This is a genomic window from Dactylosporangium sp. CS-033363 (assembly GCF_050942475.1).
In the GTDB taxonomy this organism is placed as follows: Bacteria; Actinomycetota; Actinomycetes; order Mycobacteriales; family Micromonosporaceae; genus Dactylosporangium.
Genome location: NZ_CP192032.1, coordinates 1245842 through 1269955, shown reverse-complemented (window position 1 = coordinate 1269955; position 24114 = coordinate 1245842). Strand labels below are relative to the sequence as shown.

Below are 24114 nucleotides of genomic sequence, written 5' to 3'. Positions count from 1 at the left end.
GAGTAGGAGAAGTGGACGATCTCGAGCGGCTCAGCAGCCTCAACGAGGAGCGGATCCGGCAGCTGCACGGGCTGGAGTCGCGGCTCAGCGAGCTGGCCGGCAGCGGTGCGGCGGCCGACGGGCAGATCCGGGCCCGGGTCGACAGCGCGAGCGGCCTGAGCGGCCTGGTGATCGACCCGCGGGCGCTGCGGCAGGGCTCGGAGGCCCTCGCCGAGCACGTCATCGCGGCCGTCGCCGCCGCCAACGCCGACCTGCGCGCGCAGATCGAGGAGGTCATGCGCGAGGCGCTCGGCGACGCCATGCCGAGCACCGACGCCGGCGAGCTGCGGCGCTCGGCGGAGGAGCAGATCGCGCAGATCGAGGCCGGCTTCCGGCAGTCGCTGGACAGCATCATGGCCGATGTGGAGAAGCTCAAGCGGCGCGTCTGAGCACGACGATGCTCCGGAACAGCACGATGCGCGCGGGCGCCATCCCGGTGACCAGCACGGTCAGCAGCGTCAGCCCGCACGCCGCCGAGACCAGCGGCAGCAACGATCCGGCCCAGGGGTGCCAGGCCGCGTTGAAGGGGTCCAGAGAACCCTGGAAGCGGGTCATCACGAACGCGAGCGCGTACAGGTGCAGCGCCGCCGCGACCGTCGCCGAAGTCGCGCAGAACACGCGCAGCCGCCTGCGCGCGGAGAGGAACTGGCCGAACGCGGGCTCGCTCGCCGCGCACAGCACCACGCCCACCGCGGCCGGCATCGCGTAGCGGCCCTGCGCGAACCAGCCCACCAGCGGCAGGTAGTGCACCTCCAGCGCGACCAGCAGGCCGAGGCACGCGACCCCGAGACCGGCGCAGACGAGCACGGTTCGCCGGGGCGCGCGGGTCAGGCAGCCGGCGACGACGACGGCCAGCAGGAGGTACCAGATGACGATGACGAATGCCGGTGCGCGCGTCTCGCCGTAGCCGAACTGCGCGACGAACTGGTTGACGTAGAACGGCAGGCGGTGCGCGAGCAGTTCCCTGAGCAGAACCGAAAGCGAGAAATGCCGCGCGTCGCGCGCGACCGTGGCGACGTCGGCGATGCGCGAATAGGCCATCCAGGAAACCGACACCGCCAGCCCGGCCAGCCACGAGCCCAGCAGCGCCCAGACGGGGCGGCGGCGAGCCAGCGTGGACAGCCGGCCCTTGCGGGCCAGAGCGGCGCACGCGGCCAGGACCAACAGCAACAGCAGCGGCCCGAGCTGGCGCACGGTGAGCAGCACGAACGACGCCGTACCGAGCAGCCACAGCAACCGCCGCACCGCCACCGCGTCCAGTTCCTCGCACGGCAGGCGCAGCAACGCGAGCAGCGCGCAGCACGCGGCCGCGCCCGCCGCGATCTCCAGGCCGTTGGGGTTGATGGAGCCGGCCAGGTTCGCGGCCGTCGGGGTCGCGGTGAGCACGACGGCGAGCGGGAGCAGGCGGCCGCGCAGGCGCCGGGCCGCGTTCAGCGCGCCGGCCAGCAGCGCGGCCGCGGCCAGGGCGGAGAGCAGCCGGGCCAGCACGATGCCGGTGAGGTTCGGGGCCACGGCCAGCGGCGCGCCGACGATCAGGTAGTACACGGGGCTGTAGCGCGCGGCGCCGCTCGGGGTGAGCCGGCGCTCCGGGTCCGCGACCCAGCGCTGGCACGCGGCCGAGCGGGCCGGGCGGGGCGACCAGGCGCAGTCGACGTTGCTGTTGGGCGGCAGCAGGGTGGCCGGGACCAGGAAGGCGGGCTTGGTGTCGTCGCGGCGGTCGACGACGGTGTGCGCGGGCGTCCACTGGCCGGTGACGACGGCGTACGCGCGGACGATGTGGTCCTTCTCGTCGTACGTCCCGTTGGCGGGCATGGCCAGCGCCCAGCCGGCGATGACGAGGAAGAACGCGGTCAGGTACTCCCAGAAGCGCCGCCGCGGCGGCTCAAGGGGCGACAAGGCGCGCCTCCTGCCGGTGGAAGAATGTCGCCGCGACCAGCCCGACCACCAGCAGGACGAACGGCAGCACGAAGCCGCCCGGTGGAATCCAGATCGGCGAGCCCGGCGGGTGGGCCTGCTTGCCGGTCGAGTACCCGATCAGCGCGACCCCGAGCGCCACCGTCTGGATCAGCGCCCAGACGCCGAGGCCGGCCAGGTACGCGCGGCGCACCAGGCGCGCGTCGCCCACCTCGCCGATCGCCCAGGCGGCCAGCAGGAACGCGCCCACCCACAGGGGCAGGAAGTAGCGGCCCTGCATCCAGTACCCGACGATGCGGGACATCACGAGGTCGGCCGCGATCCCGGCCGCCACGCACAGCAGCGGAACGGCGACGATGACCGCGGCGGTGCGCCGGCCCGCGCGCGCGAAACCGGCCACGAGCAGCCCGCCGGCGACCGCGGTCCACGCCAGGTAGGCCCACTGCGGCATGCCGATGCTGCCGTAGCCGAACAGCCCGATCGTCTGCCGGAGCCAATAATCGATGTTGTACTGCACGATCGCCCGCAACACCGCCAGGAACGGCTTGCTCACCGGCGTCGGCGCCGCCCCGAACTCCGCGACCCGCGAGAGGAGCGCCCACGCGAGCGCCGCGACGGTCGCCCCGGCCACGACCAGCGCGGCGCGCGGGGGACGGAGCTTCGGCCGTACACCCAGGGCCACATGCACGACGAGGACGATGCCGGCGACGAGGACGAACCCCTCCGGCCGCGCCAGGACGACCGCGACCGCAGCCAGCGAACCGAGGACAGCCAAGCGGCGTTTCGCGCTCGCGTCCGGCTCGGCCTCGTCGCCGTACCGCCGCAGCAACACGACCCACAGCAGCACGGCGGCGTCGATGGTCAGGCCGCTCGGATTGACCAGGCCGTTGAGCGCGAGCAGCATCGGCGAGGCCCCGAACAGCACCGCGAGCGGCAGGAACCGGCGGCGGCGCAGGGGCAGGGCGAGGGCGGCCGCGGTGGCCAGCAGCGCCGCGCAGAGCAGCGCGCTGACCAGCCGCGCGCCGATCACCCCGGCCATGTTCGGCCACGGCAGCAGGGGCCACCCGACCAGCGCGTAGTAGGCCGGGTCGTAGCGCGAGGCCCGGCTGTGCACCGGTTCCGCGGTCCGGTCGTCCGGCGCCGCGCCCAGGCACGTCGCGGCCGGCGGGTTCGCGGTCATCATGCACGTCACGCCGGGCGGCACGAGGCTGCGCGGGACGACCGGGAAGCCGCCGTCGTTCACGCCCCGGGCCGGCGAGACGAGCAGCTGCCCGCGCACGACTCCGGCCGCCCGCACGACGTGGTCATGCTCGTCGTAGGCGCCGTTGTACGGGGTCGCGAACGCCCACGCGGCGCCGATCGCGAAGTACGCCAGCAGGCCGATCAACCAAACGCGGCGGGTGCCCACAGGGATGGCACTCTGGTCGATTCCCCGGCGATGCGCGACCACGGGCATCTGACAACTGCGTGAACGGCGTCATCGCGCACGATCGAGCAGGTTCTCCGCCTCCTTGGTCATCGCCGCGATCACCTCCGCGGCGGGCAAAATCTCGGTCACCAGGCCCACGCCCTGCCCGGACAGCAGCGCCATCTCCTCCAGGTCGCCGGTCGTCCATTCGCGCATCGGCACCAGGCTGGAGAACCGGTGCATCGGCATGCGCTGCCCGGCCAGCACCGTCTCGCCGATCACCGGCAGCGGGGAGTCGGGGATGTCGCCGATGCGGTCCGCCCATTCGCGCACCACGCGGTTGCGCAACACGCGCATCGGGTTGAACTGCGGCGTCTCCGGGCCGAACAGCGAAGTGCGCACGGTGTCCTCGGCGGAAGCTTCCAGGAGCCTTCGCTTGTACCCCTCGTGCGCCCCCGATTCCGCCGTGGCCACGAGCCGCGTGCCGACCCAGGCGCCGTCCGCCCCGAGCATGAGCGCGGCGGCCAGGCCCCGGCCGTCGGCGATGCCGCCCGCGGCGAGCACCAGGGCCCGCTCCCCCACCGCGTCCGCGACCAGCGGCACGAGCGCGAACAGCGGCAGCGTGGACGCGTTGTGGCCGCCCGCCTCCTCGCCCTGGGCGATCACCGCGTCCGCGCCGCCGTCGACCGCCGCCCGCGCGGCCGCGACCGAGCCGACCTGCTCGAAGACCTGGACGCCGGCCGCGTGCAGCCGGTCGATCCAGTCCTGCTTGGGGTGACCCCAGTGGAAGGAGGCGACGGCGACCCGGGCCGCGCAGACCGCGTCGATCTGCTCGTCGGTGGTGAACACGGTGATGAAGTTGACGTTGAACGGGCCGGAGGTGCCGGCGCGGGTGCCCTCGATCGTCTGGGCCAGCGCGTCCGCGGGCATCAGGCCCACGCCGAGCGAGCCGAGCGCGCCGGCGTTGCACACGGCCACGGCGAGGTCGGGCGTCATGCCCACGAACGCCATGCCGGCCTGCGCGATCGGCGTGGTCAGGCCGAACGCTTCGGTGAAACGAGTTCTCATGCCATCACCGTGTCGGAAGACCGTCGAAACCATGTTGCCTCCAGCGCAGGCGGACGTTGCATTGCGTGCAGGGACGCCTACCCGACAGGAGGAAGACATGCGCTGGTCGACGGGGGACCGGGCGGTGGGCGAGCAGTTCGCGTACTGGCGCGAGCTCATCTGCTCCGCCTTCCTCGCCCTGACGCCGGAGTCGGACCTGCGCGGCGGGTTCGCCGGCGAGGTGACGCAGTGGCCGCTCGGCGGGCTCGCGCTGGCGCGGATCGCGTCGCAGCGGCAGACGGTGCGCCGCACCGAGGACGACATCGCCCGCTCGCCGGTGCACGGCTTCTACGCCAACCTCCAGGTGCGCGGCACGAGCCTGATGGCCCAGGACGACCGCGTGACGCTGCTGCGCCCGGGCGAGCTCGGACTGGTCGGCACGGACCGGCCGTTCCGGTTCGAGTTCGGCGCGGACTTCGAGCAGCTGTCCTTCTTCGTGCCCACCACGCTGCTGCCGGGCCCGGTGCCGACCGCGGCCGCGGTGCCGACGCGCGGGGGCGTGGGCGCGGCGGTGCGGCTGGCGCTCGAGTCGGTGCCGAGCGTGGCGCGCCCGGAGCGGCTGGCGGTGCACGCGGCCGGGCTGCTCGCGGTGGCCCTCGATCCGGAGACTCTTCCGCCGGTACGGTCCCCGCGCACCCACGCCGCCGCGCTCGCCGACATCGAGGAGCATCTGGGCGACGACGACCTTTGTCCCGCCACGACGGCCCGGCGCCTCGGTGTCTCCGTGCGGTTCGTGCATGGGCTGTTCGCGCAGAAGCCCGAGTCGTACGCCGCGACCGTGCGAACATTGCGCCTGGAGAAGGCGTCCCGGGACCTGCGCGATCCGTCCCTGGCGCACCTGCGCGTCATCGACATCGCGACCGAGGCGGGCTTCGTGAACGTGGCGAGCTTCCACCGCGCGTTCCGCCGCGCGTTCGGGCGGACGCCGCAACAGGTGCGTACATATTCGTAGCTGTCTATCAAGCATGCGGTCACGTGGCGTTCACGCGCGGACTCGATCGTGTGCCCCATGAATAGGCTCAGCCGCCGCACGTTCGTCCTCGGCGGTGCTGCCGTCGCCGGGGCCGTGGTAGCACCCCTGCAGAGCGCCAGCGCCGCCGTTCCGTTCCCGTTCCAGCTCGGTGTCGCCTCCGGCGATCCGGACGCGAGCAGCGTCGTGCTGTGGACCCGACTCGCCCCCTCCCCGCTCAACGCCGACGGGCAGGGCGGGATGGCCAACGCCGACGTCGCCGTCGACTGGCAGGTCTCGACCACCAGCAGCTTCGCCTCGCTCGTGGCGTCGGGCACGGTGACCGCCAAGTACGCCGCGGCCCACTCCGTGCACGTCGTCGCCGGCGGCCTGCAGCCCGACGCGGAGTACTACTACCGCTTCCGCGCGCAGGGCCACATCTCGCCGGTCGGCCGGACCCGCACCGCGCCCGCGCTGAGCACGGTCGGCCGCGACTTCGTGATGGCGTTCGCCTCGTGCGCGCACTACGAGTCCGGGTACTACACGGCCTACCGCCGCATGGCCGACGACCGCCCGGACCTGATCCTGCACCTGGGCGACTACATCTACGAGGACGCCGCCACCGCCGGCTCGCTGCGCCAGCACGCCGGCAGCGAGATCGTGACGCTGGCGGACTACCGGCGGCGGTACGCGCAGTACAAGTCCGACCCCGATCTGCAGGCCGCGCACGCCATCGCGCCGTGGCTGGTCGTGCCGGACGACCACGAGGTCGAGAACAACTACGCCAACATGGTGCGCGCGGACAGCAGCCCGGCGCTGACCACGGCGCAGTGGACGGCCCGGCGCACGGCCGCGTACCAGGCGTACTACGAGAACATGCCGCTGCGCCCGGCGAACGTCAACAGCGGCAACAGCATCGCGCTGTACCGCCGCGTGCGCTGGGGCCAGCTCGCCGTGTTCCACATGCTCGACACCCGGCAGTTCCGCAACGACCAGGCCTGCGGCGACGGCTGGAAGGTGTGCGCGGACGCCGACCTGGCCAGCCGCAGCCTGCCCGGCACCGCGCAGGAGTCGTGGCTGCTCGACGGCCTCGGCCAGCACCTGGCCCAGTGGGACATCATCGGCCAGCAGGTGTTCTTCGCCCGCCAGTTCGACGCGTCCGGCGCGAGCAACATGGACGCCTGGGACGGCTACCGCGCGTCGCGGGCGCGCATCCAGCAGGGCTGGGTCGACCGCGCCGTGCGCAACCCGCTCGTGCTCACCGGCGACGTGCACGCGTCGTGGGCGAACAACCTCAAGGCCGACTACGCGAACGCGAACTCGGCGACCATCGGCACCGAACTGGTCTGCACCTCGATCACGTCGGGCGGCAACGGTACGGCCGACACGGCCATCCCCAACGCCGGCACCAACCCGCACCTGAAGTTCTACTCCAACCGGCGCGGCTACGTGCGCACGAAGATCACGCAGGCCCAGGTGACGGCCGACTTCCGCGGCGTGACCACGGTGACCGAGCACGGTGCGGCCGCCAGCACGCTCAAGTCCTTCGCCATCCTCGACGGCCGTCCCGGCCTGCAAGCGATCTAGGGGTACAGATGCAGGCTCTTGTTGCTTTGGCTCTTGCCGCCGCGTCGTTGACGTGGACGACGGCGAACAGCACCGCCACCGGCGATCAGGACACCTCGGCCATCGCGGCCAACCGCAACGGCCAGGTCGCCGTGGTGTGGGAGGACGACCGGGACAGCACGGCCCCGGAGAACAACAGCCACTCCGACATCTGGGTCCGGATGTTCACCAACGGTGCGTCCAAGTACGAGGTCAAGCTGTCCGCCGGCGGCAGCTCGAACTGGACCCACCTGTCGCCCGACGTCGGCCTCGACGACAAGGGCAATGCGGTCGTGGTCTGGGCCGAGGACGGCGACGGGAACGGGGTGTTCAACATCCAGTACCGCGTGCTCTCCCCGACCGGCACCGTCACCGCGTCCGGGCGGGCCAACGCCGACACCGCCGGCGACCAGATCCTGCCCAAGGTCGCGGTCGACCCGGACGGCGCCCCGACCAGCGGCGCGGTCGCGTTCACGGTGGCCTGGGAGGACATCCAGGGCAGCACCTACACGGTGAAGGCGGCCGGCTACACCGGCCCGGCCACGAAGGCCTACGAGGTCTTCGCGTCGCAGCAGACCGGCCAGCACCACCGCCCGGACGTCGCGGTCTCGGCGTCGGGCGACGCGCTGGTCGTGTGGGACGAGGACGCCGACGCCAACGGCTACTACAACATCGGGCTGGTCGGCCTGGCCAAGTCCAACGGCGCGGTCAACCTGTCCCGCCGTACGGCCAACAGCCTCGGCGACGGCCAGCAGCGCCACGCCGCGATCGCCGAGAACTTCACCGGCGACTTCACGGTCGCGTGGGAGTCCGACCACACCGGCACGGCGGGCGTGTGGACCCGTTCGTTCGCCCCGGGCGCGGTGGCACGCTCCACCGAGGTGCTGGTGGCGAACGGCGGCAGCAACCCGGCCATCGGCATCGACGGCCAGGCCAACGCCTTCGTCACCTGGTCGGCGACGGAGCAGTACGGCCGCGGCTTCAACCCGGACGGCACGACCGCCGGCCGCCTGGCCACCCAGGTGCTCACCCAGACCACGACGGGACGCCAGGAGCAGACGGCGGTCGCGGTGGACAACTGGGGCGCGTTCACGGTCGCGTACACGGACGACAACGACGGCAACACGTTCGACCAGGTGCTCCTGGCCTGGGGCGGCATCAACGCCGACTGGTAGGCCTTTGCGGGTTCGACGCCGGCGGCGCTGCCCCGCCGGCGTCGAACCGGGCCTACCGGGCCTGGGCCGGCTCGATCGCGGGCAGGTCCAGGCCCGGCACGCGCAGCGGAACCAGGTTCACGGCGGGCCGCGGTGGCCCGCCCTGAACCGCTCGGCGCCGTGGGCGGCCAGGATCTCGCCGATCGGCCCGGTGAGCTTGCCCCGCCGCGACGTCTCGCTCAGAAACCGCAGCCGCACGTTCGGCGCCTTCGCGGCGATGCGATCGATGATCGGCGCCGCCACGGACGCCGCGACGTCGCGGGCGAGCATCGTGAACGTCCGGTCCAGCGTGGGACCATCCGCCGCCCCGACCGCACCAGCCGCGGGCATGGGCCTGTGTGCGCCGGCTCTGACCACGGGCGCGCTGCGCGGCCTTCCTCCGGCGCAGGCCGGCCTCGGCTCGGGCCTCAACTCGGCGGCGCGCGGCGTGTTCGCCGGGGTTCTGGTCGTCCTCGGCGCGCTGCGGTCGGGTCACGGAATGTCGGGCGCTTCGCCAGCCCGACATTCCGGACATTTCACGATATTACGTGATCCCATGGGAGGGGTATTGTTGAAGCGTCAATGAGCTCGGTAGAGGGAGTGCGTGCACATGATCCAGGTCGAGGTCTGGTCGGACATCGTCTGCCCGTGGTGCTACATCGGGAAGCGGCGCCTGGAGCGGGCGCTGGCGAACTTCAAGGGCGATGAGGTGTCCGTGGAGTGGCGCAGCTTCCAGCTCGACCCGTCGACCCCGACCGGGGACTCGCGTACCGTCGGCGAGTCGCTCGCCGCGCGCAAGGGCATGTCGATGAGCCAGGTCAAGGGGATGTTCGCGCACGTGACGGGGATCGCCGCCGAGGAGGGGCTGGCGTACGACTTCGATCGCGCCCGCACCGCCAACACGCTCGACGCGCATCGGCTGCTGCACTTCGCCAAGGCGCACGGGCGGCAGGGCGAGGTGAAGGAGCGGCTCATGCACGCGTACTTCACCGAGGGGGCCGACGTCGGGGACCACACCGTGCTGGCCTCGCTCGCCGCTTCGGCCGGGCTCGATGAGGTGGCGGCCAAGCAGGCGCTCGCCGACGGGTCCTACGCGGACGAGGTGCAGGCGGACATCGCGCAGGCTCGGGAGTACGGCATCAGCGGGGTTCCGTTCTTCGTCTTCAACCAGCGGCTCGGGGTCTCCGGCGCGCAGCCGCTCGAGGTGTTCCAGCAGGCCCTGGCGCAGTCCTCGCTGACGCTGCTGAAGGCGCCGGCCGCCGACGCCGCGTCGGGTGCGTGCACGGACGACTCCTGCGCCGTCTGAGGCGCGCAATCTTAGGCCCCGCGGGCGAATCGTCAAGTTGTGCGTACGCAGCCATGAATGTGAATGACTAGTTTCCGGCAGGCACGCTTCGGCCCTCCGGTTCTACGCTGCACTCATGACCGCTGATGTTCTGCACAGCTACCGGATGCAGGTCGCCCGTGGGGTGCGCAGGCTCTCGCCTGACGACACCGAGCAGGTCGCCGCGCTGCTGGAGAGCGACGGCCACCCGCAGGCCGAGACGAACGTCGCGGAGCGGCTGCAGCGCTGGTGCGAGCACCCCGACGGGGCCGCGTTCGTGTGGGACGAGCGCGGCCACCTGCTGGGTGTCATCGCCGCGCACGTGATCCCCTCGTTCGAGGTCGACGGGGCGTGGCTGCGCATCGTCGCGCTGGCGGTGGCCGAGTCGGCGCGCGGGCGCGGGATCGGCACGAGCCTGGTCGCGGCGGCGGAGACGTTCGGGCTGCTGCGCGGGTGCGCCAGCGTCGAGGCGACCAGCCTGCGCACGCGCGAGGGCGCGCACGCCTTCTACCGGGCGCTGGGCTACCAGGACCGCACGGACGCGGCTGGGCGGTTCCAGCGGCGCCTCCCCTGACGGGGCTTTTGTCCGTTACGTGAGTTCGTGCGAGCGGAGCTTTTTTCGGGTCAGCCGGCCAGGCGGTTTCCCACCGCCGTCGCGACCTTGACGAGCCCGTCCTCGGCCCCGCCCGGCAGGTCTCCGCCGGCCAGGTTCACCACCGACAGCACGACAATGAGGTTGCTCACGCGCATGCTGATGATCTGGGGCGCGCCGATCGCCTTGGTGCGCTGCCGGATCGCCTGGTCCCCGACCCCCTTGAGGGTCTCCGTGTCCCCGCCGCCGACGGCGGTCAGATAGCGGGACGCCAGCTCCGGACCGCCCACGGTTCCCCGCTTGGTCACGAGGGTGTACCCCACGTTGACCTGCACCTGCCCGTCCGTCGCACTGCAGCTGTCGCCGTCGCTGTCGACCTTGGCCGCCGCCAGGACCGGGGCGAACGTGGCCGGTTCGAGCACCCCGCAGCCGGGCACCGCGCTGAAGCGGCCGGCCTCGGCGAACGCGCCCAGCGAGTAGGCCATGCCGAAGCCGGTGGCCGCGACGGAGGCGAGCACCGCCGCCGAGATCAGGACAATTCGCCAGAGCCGCTGCATCGCAGCAGTCTACGGGTCCCGAAAATGTCACACCGGCGTGCGAACATGAGCACCGCTCGCGCAGCTTGTGGGCAACCTGAAGTCCCGATTAAGCCCGTGGCCTGCTGGCCGAGGGCCCTGGTATCACCGATGGCAGTGGAACCCCATGCACCGTACGCAGAGACAACGATGACCGTCCCGAGACAGCGCCCGGCCGGGCAGCTCGCCGCACCACAGGCCCGGCCCGTCGAGCACAACAACGCCGGACGGTTCCTCCTTCGCACCCTCTTCTGGGGCGGCCTCGCGCTCGCGGTGCTGCCCTGGTGGCTCGGCACGAAGACCGGCTCGATCGACACCACGGCCGAGCTGTTCCAGGCCGCCGGGCGGGTGACCGGGCTGGTCGCGGGCTACCTGCTGCTGATGCAGGTCATCCTCATGAGCCGGCTGGGGTTCCTGGAGCGCTGGATCGGCGCCCGCCACCTCGGGCTCTGGCACCGCGAGCTGGGCGGCTCGGTCCTGATCACGATCCTCGGGCACGCGGCGCTGATCACGATCGGCTACTCGTACGCGGACAACGTGTCGTTCACCAGCGAGCTCGGGACGCTGCTGACCGAGTACTCCGACATGGTCACGGCGTTCATCGCCGCCGGCATGCTGGTGTGCATCGGGCTGCTGAGCATCCGGGCCCTGCGCCGCGCCCTGCCCTACGAGCTGTGGTACTTCCTGCATCTCACCGCGTACCTCGCGCTGCTGCTCGGCTTCGCCCACCAGTTCTCCAACGGCGCCGAGCTGTTCCGCCCCGGCCTCGGCCGCACGGTGTGGATCGGGTTCTACGTCGTCACCATCGCCGGGGTCGTGCTGGGCCGGATCGTCGGGCCGCTCTGGCTCAACCTGCGCCACCGCCTGCGCGTCGCCGACGTGGTGACCGAGGGCCCGGACATGGTCTCGATCTACATCACCGGCGCCCGCCTGCACGACCTCGACGCCCAGGCCGGCCAGTTCTTCCGCTGGCGCTTCCTGGGCCGCGGCCTGTGGTGGCAGGCCCACCCGTTCTCCCTCTCGGCCGCCCCGAACGGCCGCTGGCTGCGCCTGACGGTCAAGACGGTGGGCGACCACACCCAGCAGCTGCGCGACATGCGCCCGGGCACCCGGATCTTCGTCGAGGGCCCGTGGGGCGACTTCACCGCGAGCCGCCGCGTCAAGCAGCGCGCCCTGCTCATCGCGGCGGGCAGCGGCATCGGCCCGATCCGCGCCCTGCTGGAGGAGCTGCCGCCGGGCGCCATCGTCATCTACCGCGCGAGCGCCGTGCACGACCTGCACCTGCGCCACGAGCTCGAGCACCTGGCCGAGCTCCGGCACGCCCAGCTCTGGTTCGTGGTCGGCGACCGGCGCGCCCCCGGCCCGCGGCGCCTGTTCACGCCGAGCGGCATGCGGGAGCTCGTGCCGGACATTTCCGAGCGCGACGTGTACCTCTGCGGCCCCGACGGCCTGATCCAGCAGTCCCTGCACGTGCTGAACCGCCTGCGCGTCCCCCGGCGCCAGGTGCACCTGGACCCGTTCGAGCTCTGACCCTCCCTCGCCACCACGTTCAAGGAGCAGGACCCAAGATGCGACGCGCCCTGATGGCCCTCATGGGTACCGCGGCGGGCACCGTGCTGCTCGTCGGCACCAAGGCGGGGTTCAGCAGCCCGGCGAGCGACGCCGCGCCGCAGCCACGGGCGGCGGAGAGCCCGATCCCCGGCGCGTCCCCGGCCCCGGCGGACGCCGCCGCGCCGCCGGCCGCCAACCCGTCGGGCGTGCCGGCCCCGGGCAACACGCCGGCCCCCGGCACCAAGACGACGACGGCCCCGGCGGGCACCACGAAGACCACCGCCCCGGCCTCGAAGCCGACCACGACGGCCCCCAAGGCGCCGCGCACCACGATGAAGGACGGGACCTTCAACGGGAATCCGATCTACGTGGAGTACGGCAACGTCGAGCTGTCGATCGTCGTCTCCGGCGGCAAGATGACCGACGTCAAGGTCCTCGACGCGCCGAGCGAGCACTCGCGGTCGGTCCAGATCAACAACTCCGCGCTGCCGAAACTGCGCTCCGAGGCCCTTTCCGCCCAGAGCGCCGACATCGACTCGGTCTCGGGCGCGACGTACACCAGCAGCGGGTACAAACTCTCGCTCCAGTCCGCCATCGACCGCGCGTTCCAGGCCTGATCCGGCCGGCGCCGGGGTATCAAGAGGTCATGGCGGCAGGATCCCGGCGATGACGCACAGCCTCGTGCGGGTCGAGCACGTCATGGGCATGGCCGTGAGCCTCGACCTCGACGACGACCTGCCGGTGGACGAGCTCGAGCGGCTCGCCGACGGGGTGTTCGACTGGCTGCGCGTGGTGGACCGGATCTTCAGCACGTACCAGCCGGAGAGCGAGATCAGCCGCCTCGCCCGCGGGGAGCTGCGCCGCGAGGAGTGCTCGCCGCTCGTCGGGGAGGTGCTCGACCGGTGCGCGGAGCTCTGGGACGAGACCGGCGGGTACTTCGACATCAACGCCGGCGGGGTGCTCGACCCGTCCGGGTACGTGAAGGGCTGGTCCGTCCAGCGCGCCTGCGACAGCCTGCTCGCGGAGGGGTCGGCCAACCACTGCCTCAACGCCGGCGGCGACATCTTCGTGCGCGGGGCACCGCGCGGGCGGGAGCGCTGGCGGGTCGGGGTGCGCCACCCGTGGGAGGCGATGGCCGTGGCCTGGGTGCTGGAGGTGACCGACACCGCGGTGGCGACGTCCGGCACGTACGAGCGGGGCCTGCACGTCCTCAACCCGTTCACCGGCGCGGCCGTGGACGAGCTGCGGTCGGTCACGGTGGTGGGGCCCGAGCTCGGTACCGCCGACGCGTACGCGACCGCCGCGCTCGCCATGGGGCTGGCCGGCATCGACTGGCTCGCCGCACTGCCCGGCCACGAGAGCGCGGTCATCACCGAGGACGGGCGGGCGCTGCGCTCGGACGGCCTCCCGGTCGTGCCCCCGAAGCTCGCTTGATCAACACAGCCGGAATCCGACAAATCCCCTGTCGGGGTATAAATCCGAAATGTCGGGGCGGAGGCACGACGCCCGACATTTCGCCCGACTCCAGCTAGCGGAGAACTCGGTCAGGCGACCGCGAGATCCAGGTATTCGATCAGATGCTCGTGCGTCGGAGCGCTCTCGTCGGGCTTGAACCGCAGATAGCGCAGCCGCCGCCCGGTCCCCTCCAGCAGCCCGTGCGGATCGGGCAGGTCGGCCCCGTGCTCGAACCCGACCGATACACAGTCCGCCCCGGGAAACACCGCCGCGATGTACCCCCGCGACGGGTGGTGGAAGCCCAGCCCGTGCCACCCCCGGTAGACCCGCTCCGTCAACTCCGGCCGCGCCGCCAGGATCACCTCGCGCAGGTGCCGGGTCAGCGCGCCGATGCTCGCACAGTGTTCTTCCAGCAACTCGTCCAAATCCTCCCCCGCCATGCCCACACCCCACCACACAGGTACGACATTTTCGGGCCCGATTTCCCGACCACCGGGACGAGGAACAGCTACCAGTCGAACTCGACGCCGCGGACCTCGCCGCCGGGCAGGAGGGCGCGGTTGGTGTACACCCACTTCTCCTGCACCACGTAGCGGTGCCCGCGCGGCAGCCTGGCCTCGAACGGGCCGCAGTCGTGGTCCGGGGCGAAGTCGGTGAACATGAGGCCGGTGCACGTGTGCGGGCCCTCCACCGGCGTGAGGGTCTCCGCGTCCAGGATGGACATGCTGATGTCGGCCTGGACCGCCGGGATGCTCTGCATGTGGCCGATGAAGCGGACCCGGTCGGTGCCGATGAAGTGGCACGGGCGGGCCAGGGCGGGGTGGCCGATGTCCCAGGAGTACTGGTCGGGGCAGATCTCCGGGCCGTACGCGTCCGAGCCCTCGACCTGCGGCCCGGGCTGCTGCGACGGGGCGGCGGCGCCCTTGTCGCCGGATCGCGGCGCGCCGGGGCTGCGGCTCGGGCCGGCCTGGGCGCCCGCCGTGCGCGAGGGCGCGGCGGCCGGAGGTGCGGCGTGCGCCGGAGCGGTCTGGGCGCCCTCGGTGGTGCCGTTGGAGCCGCCGCGGTGCAGGTACTGCCAGGCCGGCACCGCGATCAGGATCAGCACCGCCACGACCACGGCCAGGAACGCGGTCCGGGAGCTCACGGCGGACGTGCGCGGCTGGGGCAGCGGCGGCTGGATGGTGGTCAGCCGCTCCTCGACCGACTGCGGCGGGAGCGCGGGCTCGTCGGCGGTGCGGCGGGCCACGGCGCGCAGGGAGATCGCGAGCTCGCGGGCGGTGGGGCGGCGGCTGGGGCGCTTGTCCATGCACTCCAGCACGACCTGCCACACGGCGTCGGGCATGCCGGGGACGCGGCGGGGGGACTCGTCGACGTGGCGGCGCAGGATGGCCCAGGCCGGGCCGCCGGCGTAGGTCGGGCGGCCCGTCGTCAGCTCGAACAGCACGACGCCCAGGGCGTAGATGTCGGCGGCGGGGGCGGGGCGGCCGCCGTACACGGCCTCGGGGGCGACGTAGTTCGCGGTGCCCACGAGCGCGCCCGGCGTCGTCATGCTCGGCGTGTCGAGGACCCGGGCGATGCCGAAGTCCGTGAGCCGGCAGTGCAGCCCGCCGTCGACGCGGTCCAGCAGGATGTTGTCCGGCTTGAGGTCGCGGTGCACGACGCCGCGGCGGTGGGCGGCGGAGAGGGCCTCGGCGACCTGGGCCAGCAGGGTGGCGGCCTCGGCCGGGGCCACCGTGCCGCGCTCGTGCAGGTAGTCGCGCAGGCTGCCGCCCTCGACCAGGTCCATCACCAGGCCCAGCGAGGTGCCGACGGTGACCAGGTCGCGGACCCGGACGATGTGCGGGTGGCGCAGCATGAGCAGGATCGCGCGCTCCTGCACGAACCGGTTGACCGCCTTGGGCTCGGACATGAGGTCCTCGCGCAGCAGCTTCACCGCGACCTGTTCGTCACCGGCCAGCGCGCGGGCCCGCCACACGGTGCCAGTGCCGCCGCCGCCGATCGGCTCGACCAACTCGTACGCGTCACCGATCCGGTAACCGGTCAGGTCACCGCTGTGGTGGGCGTCGGTGTCGTAGCGCGCTTCGGGCGGAGTACGCATCGCGCTATTGGTACAGAATGCAAGATGAAGGTCACAAGCTGTACCAGGAACTACGCCCCCCAAGAGGGACCCACACGCCGTTGCACACCATCACAGGTACCGATGCATGATATGGAAGTCGACCAACCCGTGTTTCGTGCTCTGGAAGCCGTCCGGGATCGTGCCGACGATGATGAAGCCGAGCGAGCGCCAGAGCCGCACGGCCACCGTGTTCGTTGACACGACGGCGTTGAACTGCATGGCCGCGTAGCCGAGGTCGCGGGCCCGGTCGAGGCAGTGCTCCCCCAGGGTTCGCCCGAGGCCGCGGCCGCGGGCCCGGGACGAGACCATGAAGCTCGCGTTGGCCACGTGCGCGCCGAGCCGGTTCTTGTTCGGCCCCACCTTGTACATGCCGAGCACCTCGCCGCCCTCGACCGCGACCCACTGCTCCCAGGGCGGCGCCAGCAGCCAGTGCTCCCGCGCGTCGGCCTCGCTCGAGTCCGGGGCGTTGTCGTAGCTCTCGCCGGCCGCCACGACCTCGTGCCACACGTCCCACACACCCGGCCAGTCGGTGTCCGCAAAGCGCCTGATCTCCACGCTGTTCATTCAACACGCGAGATGGCAGGCTCTGCATTCGTGTTCGACGTGTTGCAGGACGCCTTCAGCCGCCAGCCGTCCCCGCCGCGCGAGGTGGTCATCGCGACCTGCGCGGCCGCCCTGCTGGCGGTGCTGATCCGCCCGCTGTGGAAGGTCATGCGCAACTTCGTGACCATCGCGCACGAGGGCGGTCACGCGCTGGCGGCGGTGCTCAGCGGCCGCCGGCTGTCGGGCATCCGCCTGCACTCGGACACGTCGGGCCTCACCCTCTCGCGCGGCCGCCCCACCGGCCCCGGCATGGTGATCACCGGGCTCGCCGGCTACATCACGCCCTCGCTGCTCGGCCTGGCCGCGGCGGCGCTGCTCGGGTTCGGCCGCATCACGATCCTGTTGTGGCTTCTGCTGGTACTGCTCGTGCTCATGCTCATCATGATCCGTAACTTCTACGGCGTGGTGTCGGTGGTCGTCGCCGGCGCGATCATCTTCGCCGTCTCGTGGTTCGCCGACCCCAAGATCCAGGGCGCGTTCGCCTACGCGTTCGCCTGGTTCATGCTGCTGGGCGGCGTGCGGGCGGTCTTCGAGCTGCAGCAGTCGCGCTTCCGCCGGCAGGCCCCCAACTCCGACGCCGACCAGATCGCGCGCCTGACCCGCGTGCCGGCGCTCGTGTACATCGCGTTCTTCGTCCTCGTGGTGCTGGGCTGCCTGGCCTTCGGCGTGCGCCTGATGCTCGGCCCGGTCGAGGACCTCATCGGCTGATAGCGGTCGATCTCACATAGCGTCACTGATCACTGTCCCACCGTCCAATCGGGGTGGGCATCCTTGCGCGGATCCATTAGAATGTATGTACGAAAGACGCTCTTGACCTGGGAGGAGAGCGCCCGTGACCGCGCCCGTAACCACCACCGGATCAGTGCCCTATGCCACCCTGCTCAGCTTCACTCGCTACGTCGGCCGAACCGGGCCGCGGAAGGCGAGCTTCGTCGGCGGGCTGCGCCGGCAGCGCGAGTCGGGGCATGGCTTCAACCCGCACGGGCAGCTCGTCAAGGCCCTGAAAGCGGACATTCAGTTCCGGACCGGCGGGACGTATCTGAACGCCGTCGTCGAGCAGGTCAACCCGCGGTGGAAGCCGCTGTACGAGGCGGTGGTGCCGGGGGCGCTCCGTTACCTGGAGTCGATCCCGACGCCGGTGGAGGTCACGCCGACCCGGGACGCGCTGTGCATGATCGGGACGCTGCCGGTGAAGATCAACCCGCACTTCGGTCTCCGGTTCCCGGATGGGCGGGGGGAGGCGGTGCGGCTGCACTTCGATGAGGAGGCGCCGCTGGCGGAGGCGGCGGTGGCGACTCTGCACTTGATGGGTCGGCATATGGATCTGGTGTTGCCTCAGGCGGTTCCGGTTCTGGTGGATCTGCGGCGGGGGGATGTGTTGCGGGCTTCTGGAAGCGTGAAGGTGGATGAGGTGGAGCGGTGGTTGGCTGGGGAGGCTGCGGCGTTTTCGGCTATGTGGGTGGCTTGACGTACTAAGAGCAGGGGGGCCGGGGGGGCCGGGGGTATGTCAACACACCTCGCTTCCTGGTCCAGGCCGTCGTGTGCTGAGCCTGTGAAAACTCAAAGCTTTATTCGCCCCCCGTAAGGAGCGGAAGCGGGCGCGGCTTGCCTACCCCCCGGTGGCCGTGCCCGCTTCCGCAAAGTCCGGCGATCTCGCCGGGAGGGAGTGGCCTGGAGAAGTGGAAGCCCTGGGCCAGGTGGTAGCCCAGTTCCAGCAGGCGTGCGGCCTGCGCTGGGGTCTCTACGCCCTCGGCCACTGCCTCCAACCGCAGGGCCTGGGCGATCTCGCTGATTGACGTGGCGATCGCTTCCTGCTCCACCGTGCCCGTTACGCCATCCACGAAGGACTTGTCGACCTTCAGGACGTCGACCGGGCAGGTCCGCAGCAGCCCGAGCGAAGAGTGGCCCGTTCCGAAGTCGTCCAGGGCGATTTTGACGCCCAAAGTGTGGAGCGCTTTCACCGTGTCCAAAGCTCGGCCGCCGCCGAAGACTGCCGTCTCGGTGATTTCGATGTTCAGGCGTTCCGGCGGGAGGCTTGTCTCGCGTAGGACTGATTCCACCGTGTTCACGAACGTCGGTTCCAGCAACTGGCGGGCCGAGGCGTTGACGCTGATTTTCCACGGCGCAGCGTCGCCCAGCTCCGCCGTCCAGGCGGCTGCCTGGCGGCAGGCCTGGCGCAGTACCCAGGCGCCGATCTGGACGATCAGGCCGGTTCGCTCCGCTACCGGGATGAACACCGCCGGGGAGACCGTGCCTCGGGTCGGGTGGTTCCAGCGGACCAAGGCCTCTACGCCCCGGATTTCGCCTGTTGGTAGGCCGACTATCGGTTGGTAGACGACCGTCAGTTCGTCCCGGTCCAGGGCCTGGCTCAGCTCGGCCGCCAGTTGGGCGTGCTCCACCTGGTGGGCGTCGAGCTCGGGGCCGTACTCCACCCAGCGGCTCTTGCCCAGCTCCTTCGCGGCGTACATGGCCATGTCGGCTCGGCGCAGGAGGTCGCTGGCGTCGCAGTCCGGAGTCAGTCTGGCTACGCCGATGCTGGCCTGGACCAGGAGTTCGTAGCCGGCGGCTCGTACCGGGGCGGACAGGGCGTCGATGAAGGCCTCGGCGATGGCGGCGCTTCTGTTGCGGTCGGCGTCCGGGAGCAGGACGGCGAACTCGTCGCCGCCCAGTCTTGCCACCACGTCGCCCGGGCCTACCGTGCTGCGCAGGCGTTCGCCTACCTCGACCAGCAGGGCGTCGCCCACCGCGTGGCCCAGGCGGTCGTTGATGGCCTTGAAGTCGTCCAGGTCGATCAAGGCCAGGGCCAGGTCGTTCGTGCTGTAGACGGCTTCGGCGGTCTTGGCGTTGAAGAGGGCCCGGTTGGCCAGGCCGGTCAGGCCGTCGTGGGAGGCCTGGTAGGTCAGCTGGTCCTGGTAGCGGCGGGACTCGGTGATGTCTCTGGCGTTGGCCACCACGCCTCGGACGCTTGGGTCATGCAACAGGTTCGTGGTCACCACCTCGAACCAGCGCCAGGTGGTGTCCGGGTGGCGGAGGCGGACCTGGAGGGTGGTGTTGCTGCCGGGGGTGGCGAGGCGCATGGTGGCCTCGCGGAGCTGCTCCAGGTCGTCCGGGTGGACCATGCCGCGCAGGTCGATGGCCGACGCCGAGCGCTCGCCGGTGAAGCGCAGGAGGCTGGGGCTGGCGAAGGTGACGTGGTAGCTCGCGTCGCAGATGGCGAACATGTCCGAGGCGTGTTGGACCAGGGAGCGGAAGCGGCGCTCGTGGCGGCGGAGTTCCAGCATGCTGGCGTCCACGCGGGCCAGCAGGTGGCCGTTGTCGTACAGGGAGACCAGCTGCCTGGCCACGACCAGGAGGGTGAGCAGGACCGAGCCGCCGACCAGGATGCGGGTGTCCCGTGGGCGGTCGCCGACGCCGGCCAGGACGAAGGCGTCGGCGGCGACGATGGCGGCGTACGGGATCAGGCTGAAGGGGCGGGCTCGGCGCTTGGCCTTGGTGACCGCGGGCTCCGTGAAGGCGCGGTGCTGGCGGAGGGCGGCCAGGATCAGGCCCACGCAGCTCGGGGGGACCGAGAGCTGGCAGTCGTTGAGGTACTGGCGGGACAGGAGCAACGGCGCGGCGGCCCCGGCCAGGGCGGCCACCAGCAGGGTGCCACCCATGATCCAGAGTGCTCGGCGGTCCAGGGTGCCCATGCCGGCCAGGGCGACCTTGGCCAGGGCGAACATGCTGGCGAAGAGCATGAGCAGGACGCCGAAGAGGGTCCAGTTGGTGCCGGTGACGGTGGCCAGGCTGACCGAGGCGCGGGCGGCGAAGTACCAGGCCACGAGCATGGCGGCGGCCAGCACCACCGCCATGTCCAGGCCGAAGGTGAGCAGGGCGCGGCTGCTGCGCCGGCCCATCGGCAGGCGCAGGAGGGCGTAGACCAGGACGACGACCGCCGAGAGGTACAACACCATGGTGAGCGGGCTGGAGCGCTGGGTCGGGGCGTCGGGGCCGAGCAGGGAGTCGTAGGCGCTGCTGATGATCGCGGCCATGATCAGGGTCAGGATCAGGGCCAGGTGGCGCCAGAAGCGGCCGCTGCGGCGGTCGGGGGCGGCGTGGGCGGTGCGCAGCATGACGATCGTGCCCAGGACCAGGCAGACCGGGACCGGGAGCCAGCCGAGGGCGGGGTGCACGATCGGGCCGGACCACTGGGCCAGCACCCAGGCGACGCTGAGCACGGTCAGGCCCGCCGTCCAGCGCAGCAGCCGCACGTCGAGCGCCATCGCCGTCGATCCCTCCCGCCGCGAGCCACCTAGGCGACAACGTCGTATGTCACCTGGCAACAAATCGGCGGGAATCGTGCGCACCTGAGTGCCCGGGATGAGGCGATCGCCACGTTTTGCCGGTTCGGCGGCGAAAGACCCGAAGGTTCACATGCCGCAAGGCAAGTCATGATCACTACGTAGTCAGGTGGTCACACATCGATGCCCACCGGTGCTAGGTTGGCCGCATCGCGCTTCCTCACCCTCGCGCAACGTAGCGGGCTCGCAGAAGAGAGAAAGGGATGCCATGACGGAGGGCCGGCATCACAGGCGTCGTGACGACGACGACCTCACGGCCGACGGGATCTACGTCCCGCCCCCGCGCGAGGTGCCCCGGCCCCGCTCCGAACCGCCCGCCGCCGCCCCCTCCCCGTGGGCTCCCGCGGCACCGGGCGGGCCCCCGACGGCGCCCCCACCACCGGCGCCGCCACCGGAACGCAACCGTCGCGGGCATGCCGAGCAGCCCCCCAGCGATGCACGATCGTCGGCGCGAGCCGCGCGCTCCTCCCCCTGGGCGCCGGGCGACGCCGACGAGTACTCCGACGACCACCCCGCGGAGTACGAAGAGGAAGAGCCGTATGCGCCGGCGGAGGACGTCCCCCCGCCCCCGCCGGCGCATACGGTCGCGTCCCACACCGCGGCGACCGCCCCGAAACAGGAAGACTGGCTCCCGCCGCTGTATCCGCAGGAGTGGCCGCCCGAGCGCCGCGACCGGATCGCGCCGCCGCCGGCGCCCCCACCGCCGCCGCCGACCCGGATCCCTCCTCCCCCGCCGGCACCCAGGAGCGGGTCGGGCACGAAGTGGTGGGTCGGGGTGGGCGTGGTCATCGTCGCGCTGGCCGTGGCGGCCGGGGTCGCGGTCGGGCTCAACCTGGCCTCGCGCAGCGGTGAGAGCAAGGACGACAACAAGGCCGGCGCCGCGGGCACGAGCTGCGGCGGGCGCGGGGTGCTGCGGACCGCCGTCACCCCCGAGCTCGCCCCGGTCGTCGAGCGGGCCGCGGCCGACATCGGCGCCAACCAGCAGGGCGGCTGCCAGCTGATCGCCGTCACGGCGACCGACACCTACGCCGGCGGCGAGGCCTGGATTCCCACCACGGCGGCCTGGGCCCGGCTGGCCAAGTTCGACTACGCGCCCGAGCCGGTGTCACTGGCCCGCACGCCGGTCGTGATCGCCGCGACCAAGGCGTACGCCGAGGCCAACGGCTGGCCCGACAAGCAGCCCACCTGGGCCGCGCTCGGGGCCGCCCTCAACAACGGCCAGGGCCCGAAGTTCAGCATGGGCAGCCCGCTGCGCGACACCGCCGGGCTGCTCGGCACCATGGAGATCCAGAGCGCGATGGCCCGGACCACGACCGATCCCGGGATCGCCCAGATGCGCGCGCTGTCGGTGCGGGCGCGCCTGGCCGATGCGGAGGCGGAGCCGGCCAAGCTGTTCGAGCGGATGGCCCAGCAGACCGACGCGGCCAAGGCGCTGCGCGACGTCGGGCTGTTCACCGTCACCGAGCAGGACTTCTGGAAGTACCAGCAGACGCGGCACCCGGTCGCGATGGCCGCGCTGTACCCGGCCGACGCCATCGCCGAGGCGGACTTTCCGCTGCTGCTGACGCCCAAGGCGGCCGGCGACGGGGAGCTGCAGGCGCTGGCGGCCAAGCTCGCCGCGCGGATGCACGACAAGGCGTTCGCCGAGCAGCTGACCAGCCGCGGGCTGCGGCCGGTGGGCGACGCGGCGCCGAGCGGGGACGGGCTGGTGGCCAAGTACCAGGCGCCGATCGGGCTGCCGGACAACGCCGCGGAGTGGGCCGCCACGTGGGCGCAGTACAAGCGGCTGGCGTACCACACGCTGCTGCTCGTCGACGCCAGCGCCTCGATGAACGACGAGGTCCGGGACCGCTCCGGCAACGTGACCACGAAGGCGGGATTGTTGCGCTCGGCCGGGGTACAAGCGGCCCAGCTCTTCGGCGACGAGACCAGTCTCGGGGTGTGGATGTTCGCCTCGCCGGGTGCCGAGGCGCCGCCCTTCACCGTGGCGCTGCCGTTCGGCCCGATGGACGAGAAGGTCGGCAGCGTGCCGCGGCGGGAGGCGATGCGCCAGGTCGCCGCGCAGTACACGGCGTTTCCCAAGGCGGGCACGCCCCTGTTCGAGACCGTGCTGCGGGGCGTGGGCGACATGCGGGACCGGTCCACCTCCGACGCGGTCACCCTCGTCGTGGTGCTCACCGACGGCCGCGACCAGGACTCGAAGTTCTCCATGCCCAAGGACCAGTTCCTGACCCGGCTCACCGGGCTGCGCGACCCCGGCAAGCCGGTGGTGGTGTTCGCGATCGGCTACGGCGGCGACGCCGACATGGTCGTGCTGCGGGAGATGGCGCAGCTCACCGGGGGTCAGGCGGTGGCCTCCAACGACCCCGGGGACCTGGCCAGCGCCATGGCCAAAATCTTTCTCGCAGCACACGCGCCCAGATAGGTGCATCTGCCGCAATCCGGGTAGACACGCGGAGCCCTCGACCGGGGCGATGCCATCTGTTTGCGATTGGGGTGATGGCCATGAGCGGGCCTATCGTGGGCAAGCGCCGCCTCCGTGCCGAGCTGCGACGGCTGCGGCGCGAGCGGGAGCTGACCCAGGACCTGGTGGCCGCCGAGATGGAGTGGTCGCTGTCCAAGCTCATCCGCATCGAGAACGGCACGGTCGCCATCTCCGTGAGCGACCTGCGCAGCCTGCTGGCCTACTACCGGGTCCACGACCCGCGGACGGTCGACGAGCTGCTGGAGCTGGCCCGCGCGGCCAAGCGGCGGATGTGGTGGGACGAGTACCGCCCGACGCTCTCCGCACAGCTGGTCACCTACGTGGGCTTCGAGGCGGAGGCGGCCCGGGTCGGTGAGTGGGCACCGATCATGTTCCCGACGCTGCTGCAGACGCGGCGGTACGCGCACGCCACCACCGATGCGGAGTCCCCGGCCGCGGAGCGGCGGGTCGAGTTCCACCTGCGCCGGCAGGAGGAGCTGTTCGCCCGCAGCGAGCCGCCGCGGCTGCAGATGCTGCTGGACGAGTCGGTGCTGCGCCGCGGGCCGGTGCCGGGGGACGAGGCGCTGCTGGTCGACCAGCTCGAGCACACGATCGAGGTGGCGCAGCGCCCGTACGCCGACATCCGGGTGGTCCCGCTGAGTGCCGGCTACCACGCCGGCTGGGACGGGGACTTCACGCTGCTGGAGTTCGGGGCCGACGACGGGGTGCTGTACCGCCAGCACCTGCTGTGGGAGGAGCCGGAGCTGATTTCGGCGTATCGCGGCGTGTTCGACCACCTGCTCCAGCGCGCCCTGTCGCAGGAGGCCACGATCGACCTCCTGCGACAGATCGCCAACGAACTCAAGACGGGCTAGC

22 protein-coding genes are annotated in these 24114 nt (G+C 71.8%); 13 read left to right on the top strand and 9 right to left on the bottom strand.

The window, feature by feature from the left end:
- Positions 1 to 11 precede the first annotated feature (11 nt).
- Complete coding sequence (locus ACQPZ4_RS05820) at positions 12 to 428, top strand: YbaB/EbfC family nucleoid-associated protein (RefSeq protein ID WP_433056885.1); 417 nt, start codon at positions 12 to 14, stop codon at positions 426 to 428.
- Here the strand turns inward: ACQPZ4_RS05820 and ACQPZ4_RS05815 are convergent.
- From ACQPZ4_RS05815 to ACQPZ4_RS05805, 3 genes are read right to left on the bottom strand one after another with little or no spacing between them, the layout of a single operon-like run.
- Complete coding sequence (locus ACQPZ4_RS05815; RefSeq protein WP_433056883.1) at positions 412 to 1935, bottom strand: DUF2142 domain-containing protein; 1524 nt, start codon at positions 1933 to 1935, stop codon at positions 412 to 414. The genes ACQPZ4_RS05820 and ACQPZ4_RS05815 overlap by 17 nt on opposite strands.
- Positions 1922 to 3409, bottom strand: coding sequence for a DUF2142 domain-containing protein (locus tag ACQPZ4_RS05810; protein WP_433056881.1), 1488 nt, complete (start codon positions 3407 to 3409; stop codon positions 1922 to 1924). Before ACQPZ4_RS05810 ends, ACQPZ4_RS05815 begins: the two co-directional genes overlap by 14 nt.
- Positions 3410 to 3430: 21 nt before the next feature.
- Positions 3431 to 4429, bottom strand: coding sequence for an NAD(P)H-dependent flavin oxidoreductase (locus tag ACQPZ4_RS05805; protein ID WP_433056879.1), 999 nt, complete (start codon positions 4427 to 4429; stop codon positions 3431 to 3433).
- 97 nt (positions 4430 to 4526) lie between these two features.
- Between ACQPZ4_RS05805 and ACQPZ4_RS05800 the strand changes: the two genes are divergently transcribed.
- Genes ACQPZ4_RS05800 through ACQPZ4_RS05790 form a run of 3 tightly spaced genes read left to right on the top strand, consistent with a single transcriptional unit; the run spans position 4527 to position 8197 of the window.
- Positions 4527 to 5420 carry a helix-turn-helix domain-containing protein gene (locus ACQPZ4_RS05800; RefSeq protein ID WP_433056877.1) on the top strand — a complete coding sequence of 298 codons (894 nt, stop codon included), beginning with the start codon at positions 4527 to 4529 and terminating at the stop codon, positions 5418 to 5420.
- Between the two features lie 57 nt (positions 5421 to 5477).
- Positions 5478 to 7004 (top strand): alkaline phosphatase D family protein, encoded by a 1527-nt coding sequence (locus ACQPZ4_RS05795; RefSeq protein WP_433056875.1) that lies wholly within the window; start codon positions 5478 to 5480, stop codon positions 7002 to 7004.
- 8 nt (positions 7005 to 7012) lie between these two features.
- Positions 7013 to 8197, top strand: a complete 1185-nt coding sequence (locus ACQPZ4_RS05790) for a hypothetical protein (protein ID WP_433056873.1) — start codon at positions 7013 to 7015, stop codon at positions 8195 to 8197.
- Positions 8198 to 8314: 117 nt separating this feature from the next.
- Here ACQPZ4_RS05790 and ACQPZ4_RS05785 read toward each other — a convergent pair whose 3' ends face one another.
- Positions 8315 to 8566, bottom strand: a complete 252-nt coding sequence (locus ACQPZ4_RS05785; protein ID WP_433056871.1) for a hypothetical protein — start codon at positions 8564 to 8566, stop codon at positions 8315 to 8317.
- Between the two features lie 259 nt (positions 8567 to 8825).
- Between ACQPZ4_RS05785 and ACQPZ4_RS05780 the strand changes: the two genes are divergently transcribed.
- Positions 8826 to 9521, top strand: coding sequence for a DsbA family oxidoreductase (locus ACQPZ4_RS05780; protein WP_433056869.1), 696 nt, complete (start codon positions 8826 to 8828; stop codon positions 9519 to 9521).
- A 115-nt stretch (positions 9522 to 9636) separates the two neighbouring features.
- Positions 9637 to 10113, top strand: a complete 477-nt coding sequence (locus ACQPZ4_RS05775; protein WP_433056867.1) for a GNAT family N-acetyltransferase — start codon at positions 9637 to 9639, stop codon at positions 10111 to 10113.
- A gap of 50 nt (positions 10114 to 10163) precedes the next feature.
- Here ACQPZ4_RS05775 and ACQPZ4_RS05770 read toward each other — a convergent pair whose 3' ends face one another.
- Positions 10164 to 10688, bottom strand: a complete 525-nt coding sequence (locus ACQPZ4_RS05770; RefSeq protein WP_433056865.1) for a hypothetical protein — start codon at positions 10686 to 10688, stop codon at positions 10164 to 10166.
- 168 nt (positions 10689 to 10856) lie between these two features.
- Here ACQPZ4_RS05770 and ACQPZ4_RS05765 point away from each other — a divergent pair, with 168 nt between their 5' ends.
- Genes ACQPZ4_RS05765 through ACQPZ4_RS05755 form a run of 3 tightly spaced genes read left to right on the top strand, consistent with a single transcriptional unit; the run spans position 10857 to position 13691 of the window.
- A complete protein-coding gene (locus tag ACQPZ4_RS05765; RefSeq protein WP_433056863.1) occupies positions 10857 to 12236 on the top strand; it encodes a ferredoxin reductase family protein in 1380 nt (459 codons plus the stop codon).
- 38 nt (positions 12237 to 12274) lie between these two features.
- Positions 12275 to 12874 carry an FMN-binding protein gene (locus tag ACQPZ4_RS05760; RefSeq protein ID WP_433056861.1) on the top strand — a complete coding sequence of 200 codons (600 nt, stop codon included), beginning with the start codon at positions 12275 to 12277 and terminating at the stop codon, positions 12872 to 12874.
- Positions 12875 to 12923: 49 nt separating this feature from the next.
- Positions 12924 to 13691: an FAD:protein FMN transferase gene (locus tag ACQPZ4_RS05755; protein WP_433056859.1), complete on the top strand. Its 768-nt coding sequence runs from the start codon at positions 12924 to 12926 to the stop codon at positions 13689 to 13691.
- 110 nt (positions 13692 to 13801) lie between these two features.
- Here the strand turns inward: ACQPZ4_RS05755 and ACQPZ4_RS05750 are convergent, their stop codons facing one another.
- From ACQPZ4_RS05750 to ACQPZ4_RS05740, 3 genes are all read right to left on the bottom strand, one after another.
- Complete coding sequence (locus ACQPZ4_RS05750; RefSeq protein WP_433056857.1) at positions 13802 to 14152, bottom strand: DUF1801 domain-containing protein; 351 nt, start codon at positions 14150 to 14152, stop codon at positions 13802 to 13804.
- 68 nt (positions 14153 to 14220) lie between these two features.
- The gene (locus ACQPZ4_RS05745) at positions 14221 to 15810 is read right to left on the bottom strand and encodes a serine/threonine-protein kinase (protein ID WP_433056855.1); all 1590 of its coding nucleotides are present in this window, start codon (positions 15808 to 15810) and stop codon (positions 14221 to 14223) included.
- A 90-nt stretch (positions 15811 to 15900) separates the two neighbouring features.
- Complete coding sequence (locus ACQPZ4_RS05740) at positions 15901 to 16395, bottom strand: N-acetyltransferase family protein (protein ID WP_433056853.1); 495 nt, start codon at positions 16393 to 16395, stop codon at positions 15901 to 15903.
- 12 nt (positions 16396 to 16407) lie between these two features.
- On the opposite strand from ACQPZ4_RS05740, the gene ACQPZ4_RS05735 reads away from it, so the two are divergent.
- Together ACQPZ4_RS05735 and ACQPZ4_RS05730 are read left to right on the top strand one after the other, a co-directional pair.
- Complete coding sequence (locus ACQPZ4_RS05735) at positions 16408 to 17142, top strand: M50 family metallopeptidase (RefSeq protein WP_433056851.1); 735 nt, start codon at positions 16408 to 16410, stop codon at positions 17140 to 17142.
- A 124-nt stretch (positions 17143 to 17266) separates the two neighbouring features.
- Positions 17267 to 17902, top strand: a complete 636-nt coding sequence (locus ACQPZ4_RS05730) for a hypothetical protein (RefSeq protein WP_433056849.1) — start codon at positions 17267 to 17269, stop codon at positions 17900 to 17902.
- 100 nt (positions 17903 to 18002) lie between these two features.
- Here the strand turns inward: ACQPZ4_RS05730 and ACQPZ4_RS05725 are convergent, their stop codons facing one another.
- Entirely contained in the window at positions 18003 to 20696 is a 2694-nt protein-coding gene (locus tag ACQPZ4_RS05725) for an EAL domain-containing protein (protein ID WP_433056847.1), read from the bottom strand.
- Between the two features lie 853 nt (positions 20697 to 21549).
- Between ACQPZ4_RS05725 and ACQPZ4_RS05720 the strand changes: the two genes are divergently transcribed.
- Together ACQPZ4_RS05720 and ACQPZ4_RS05715 are read left to right on the top strand one after the other, a co-directional pair.
- Complete coding sequence (locus tag ACQPZ4_RS05720) at positions 21550 to 23199, top strand: hypothetical protein (protein WP_433056845.1); 1650 nt, start codon at positions 21550 to 21552, stop codon at positions 23197 to 23199.
- 80 nt (positions 23200 to 23279) lie between these two features.
- Positions 23280 to 24113, top strand: coding sequence for a DUF5753 domain-containing protein (locus ACQPZ4_RS05715; RefSeq protein WP_433056843.1), 834 nt, complete (start codon positions 23280 to 23282; stop codon positions 24111 to 24113).
- The last annotated feature ends 1 nt before the right edge of the window (position 24114 follow it).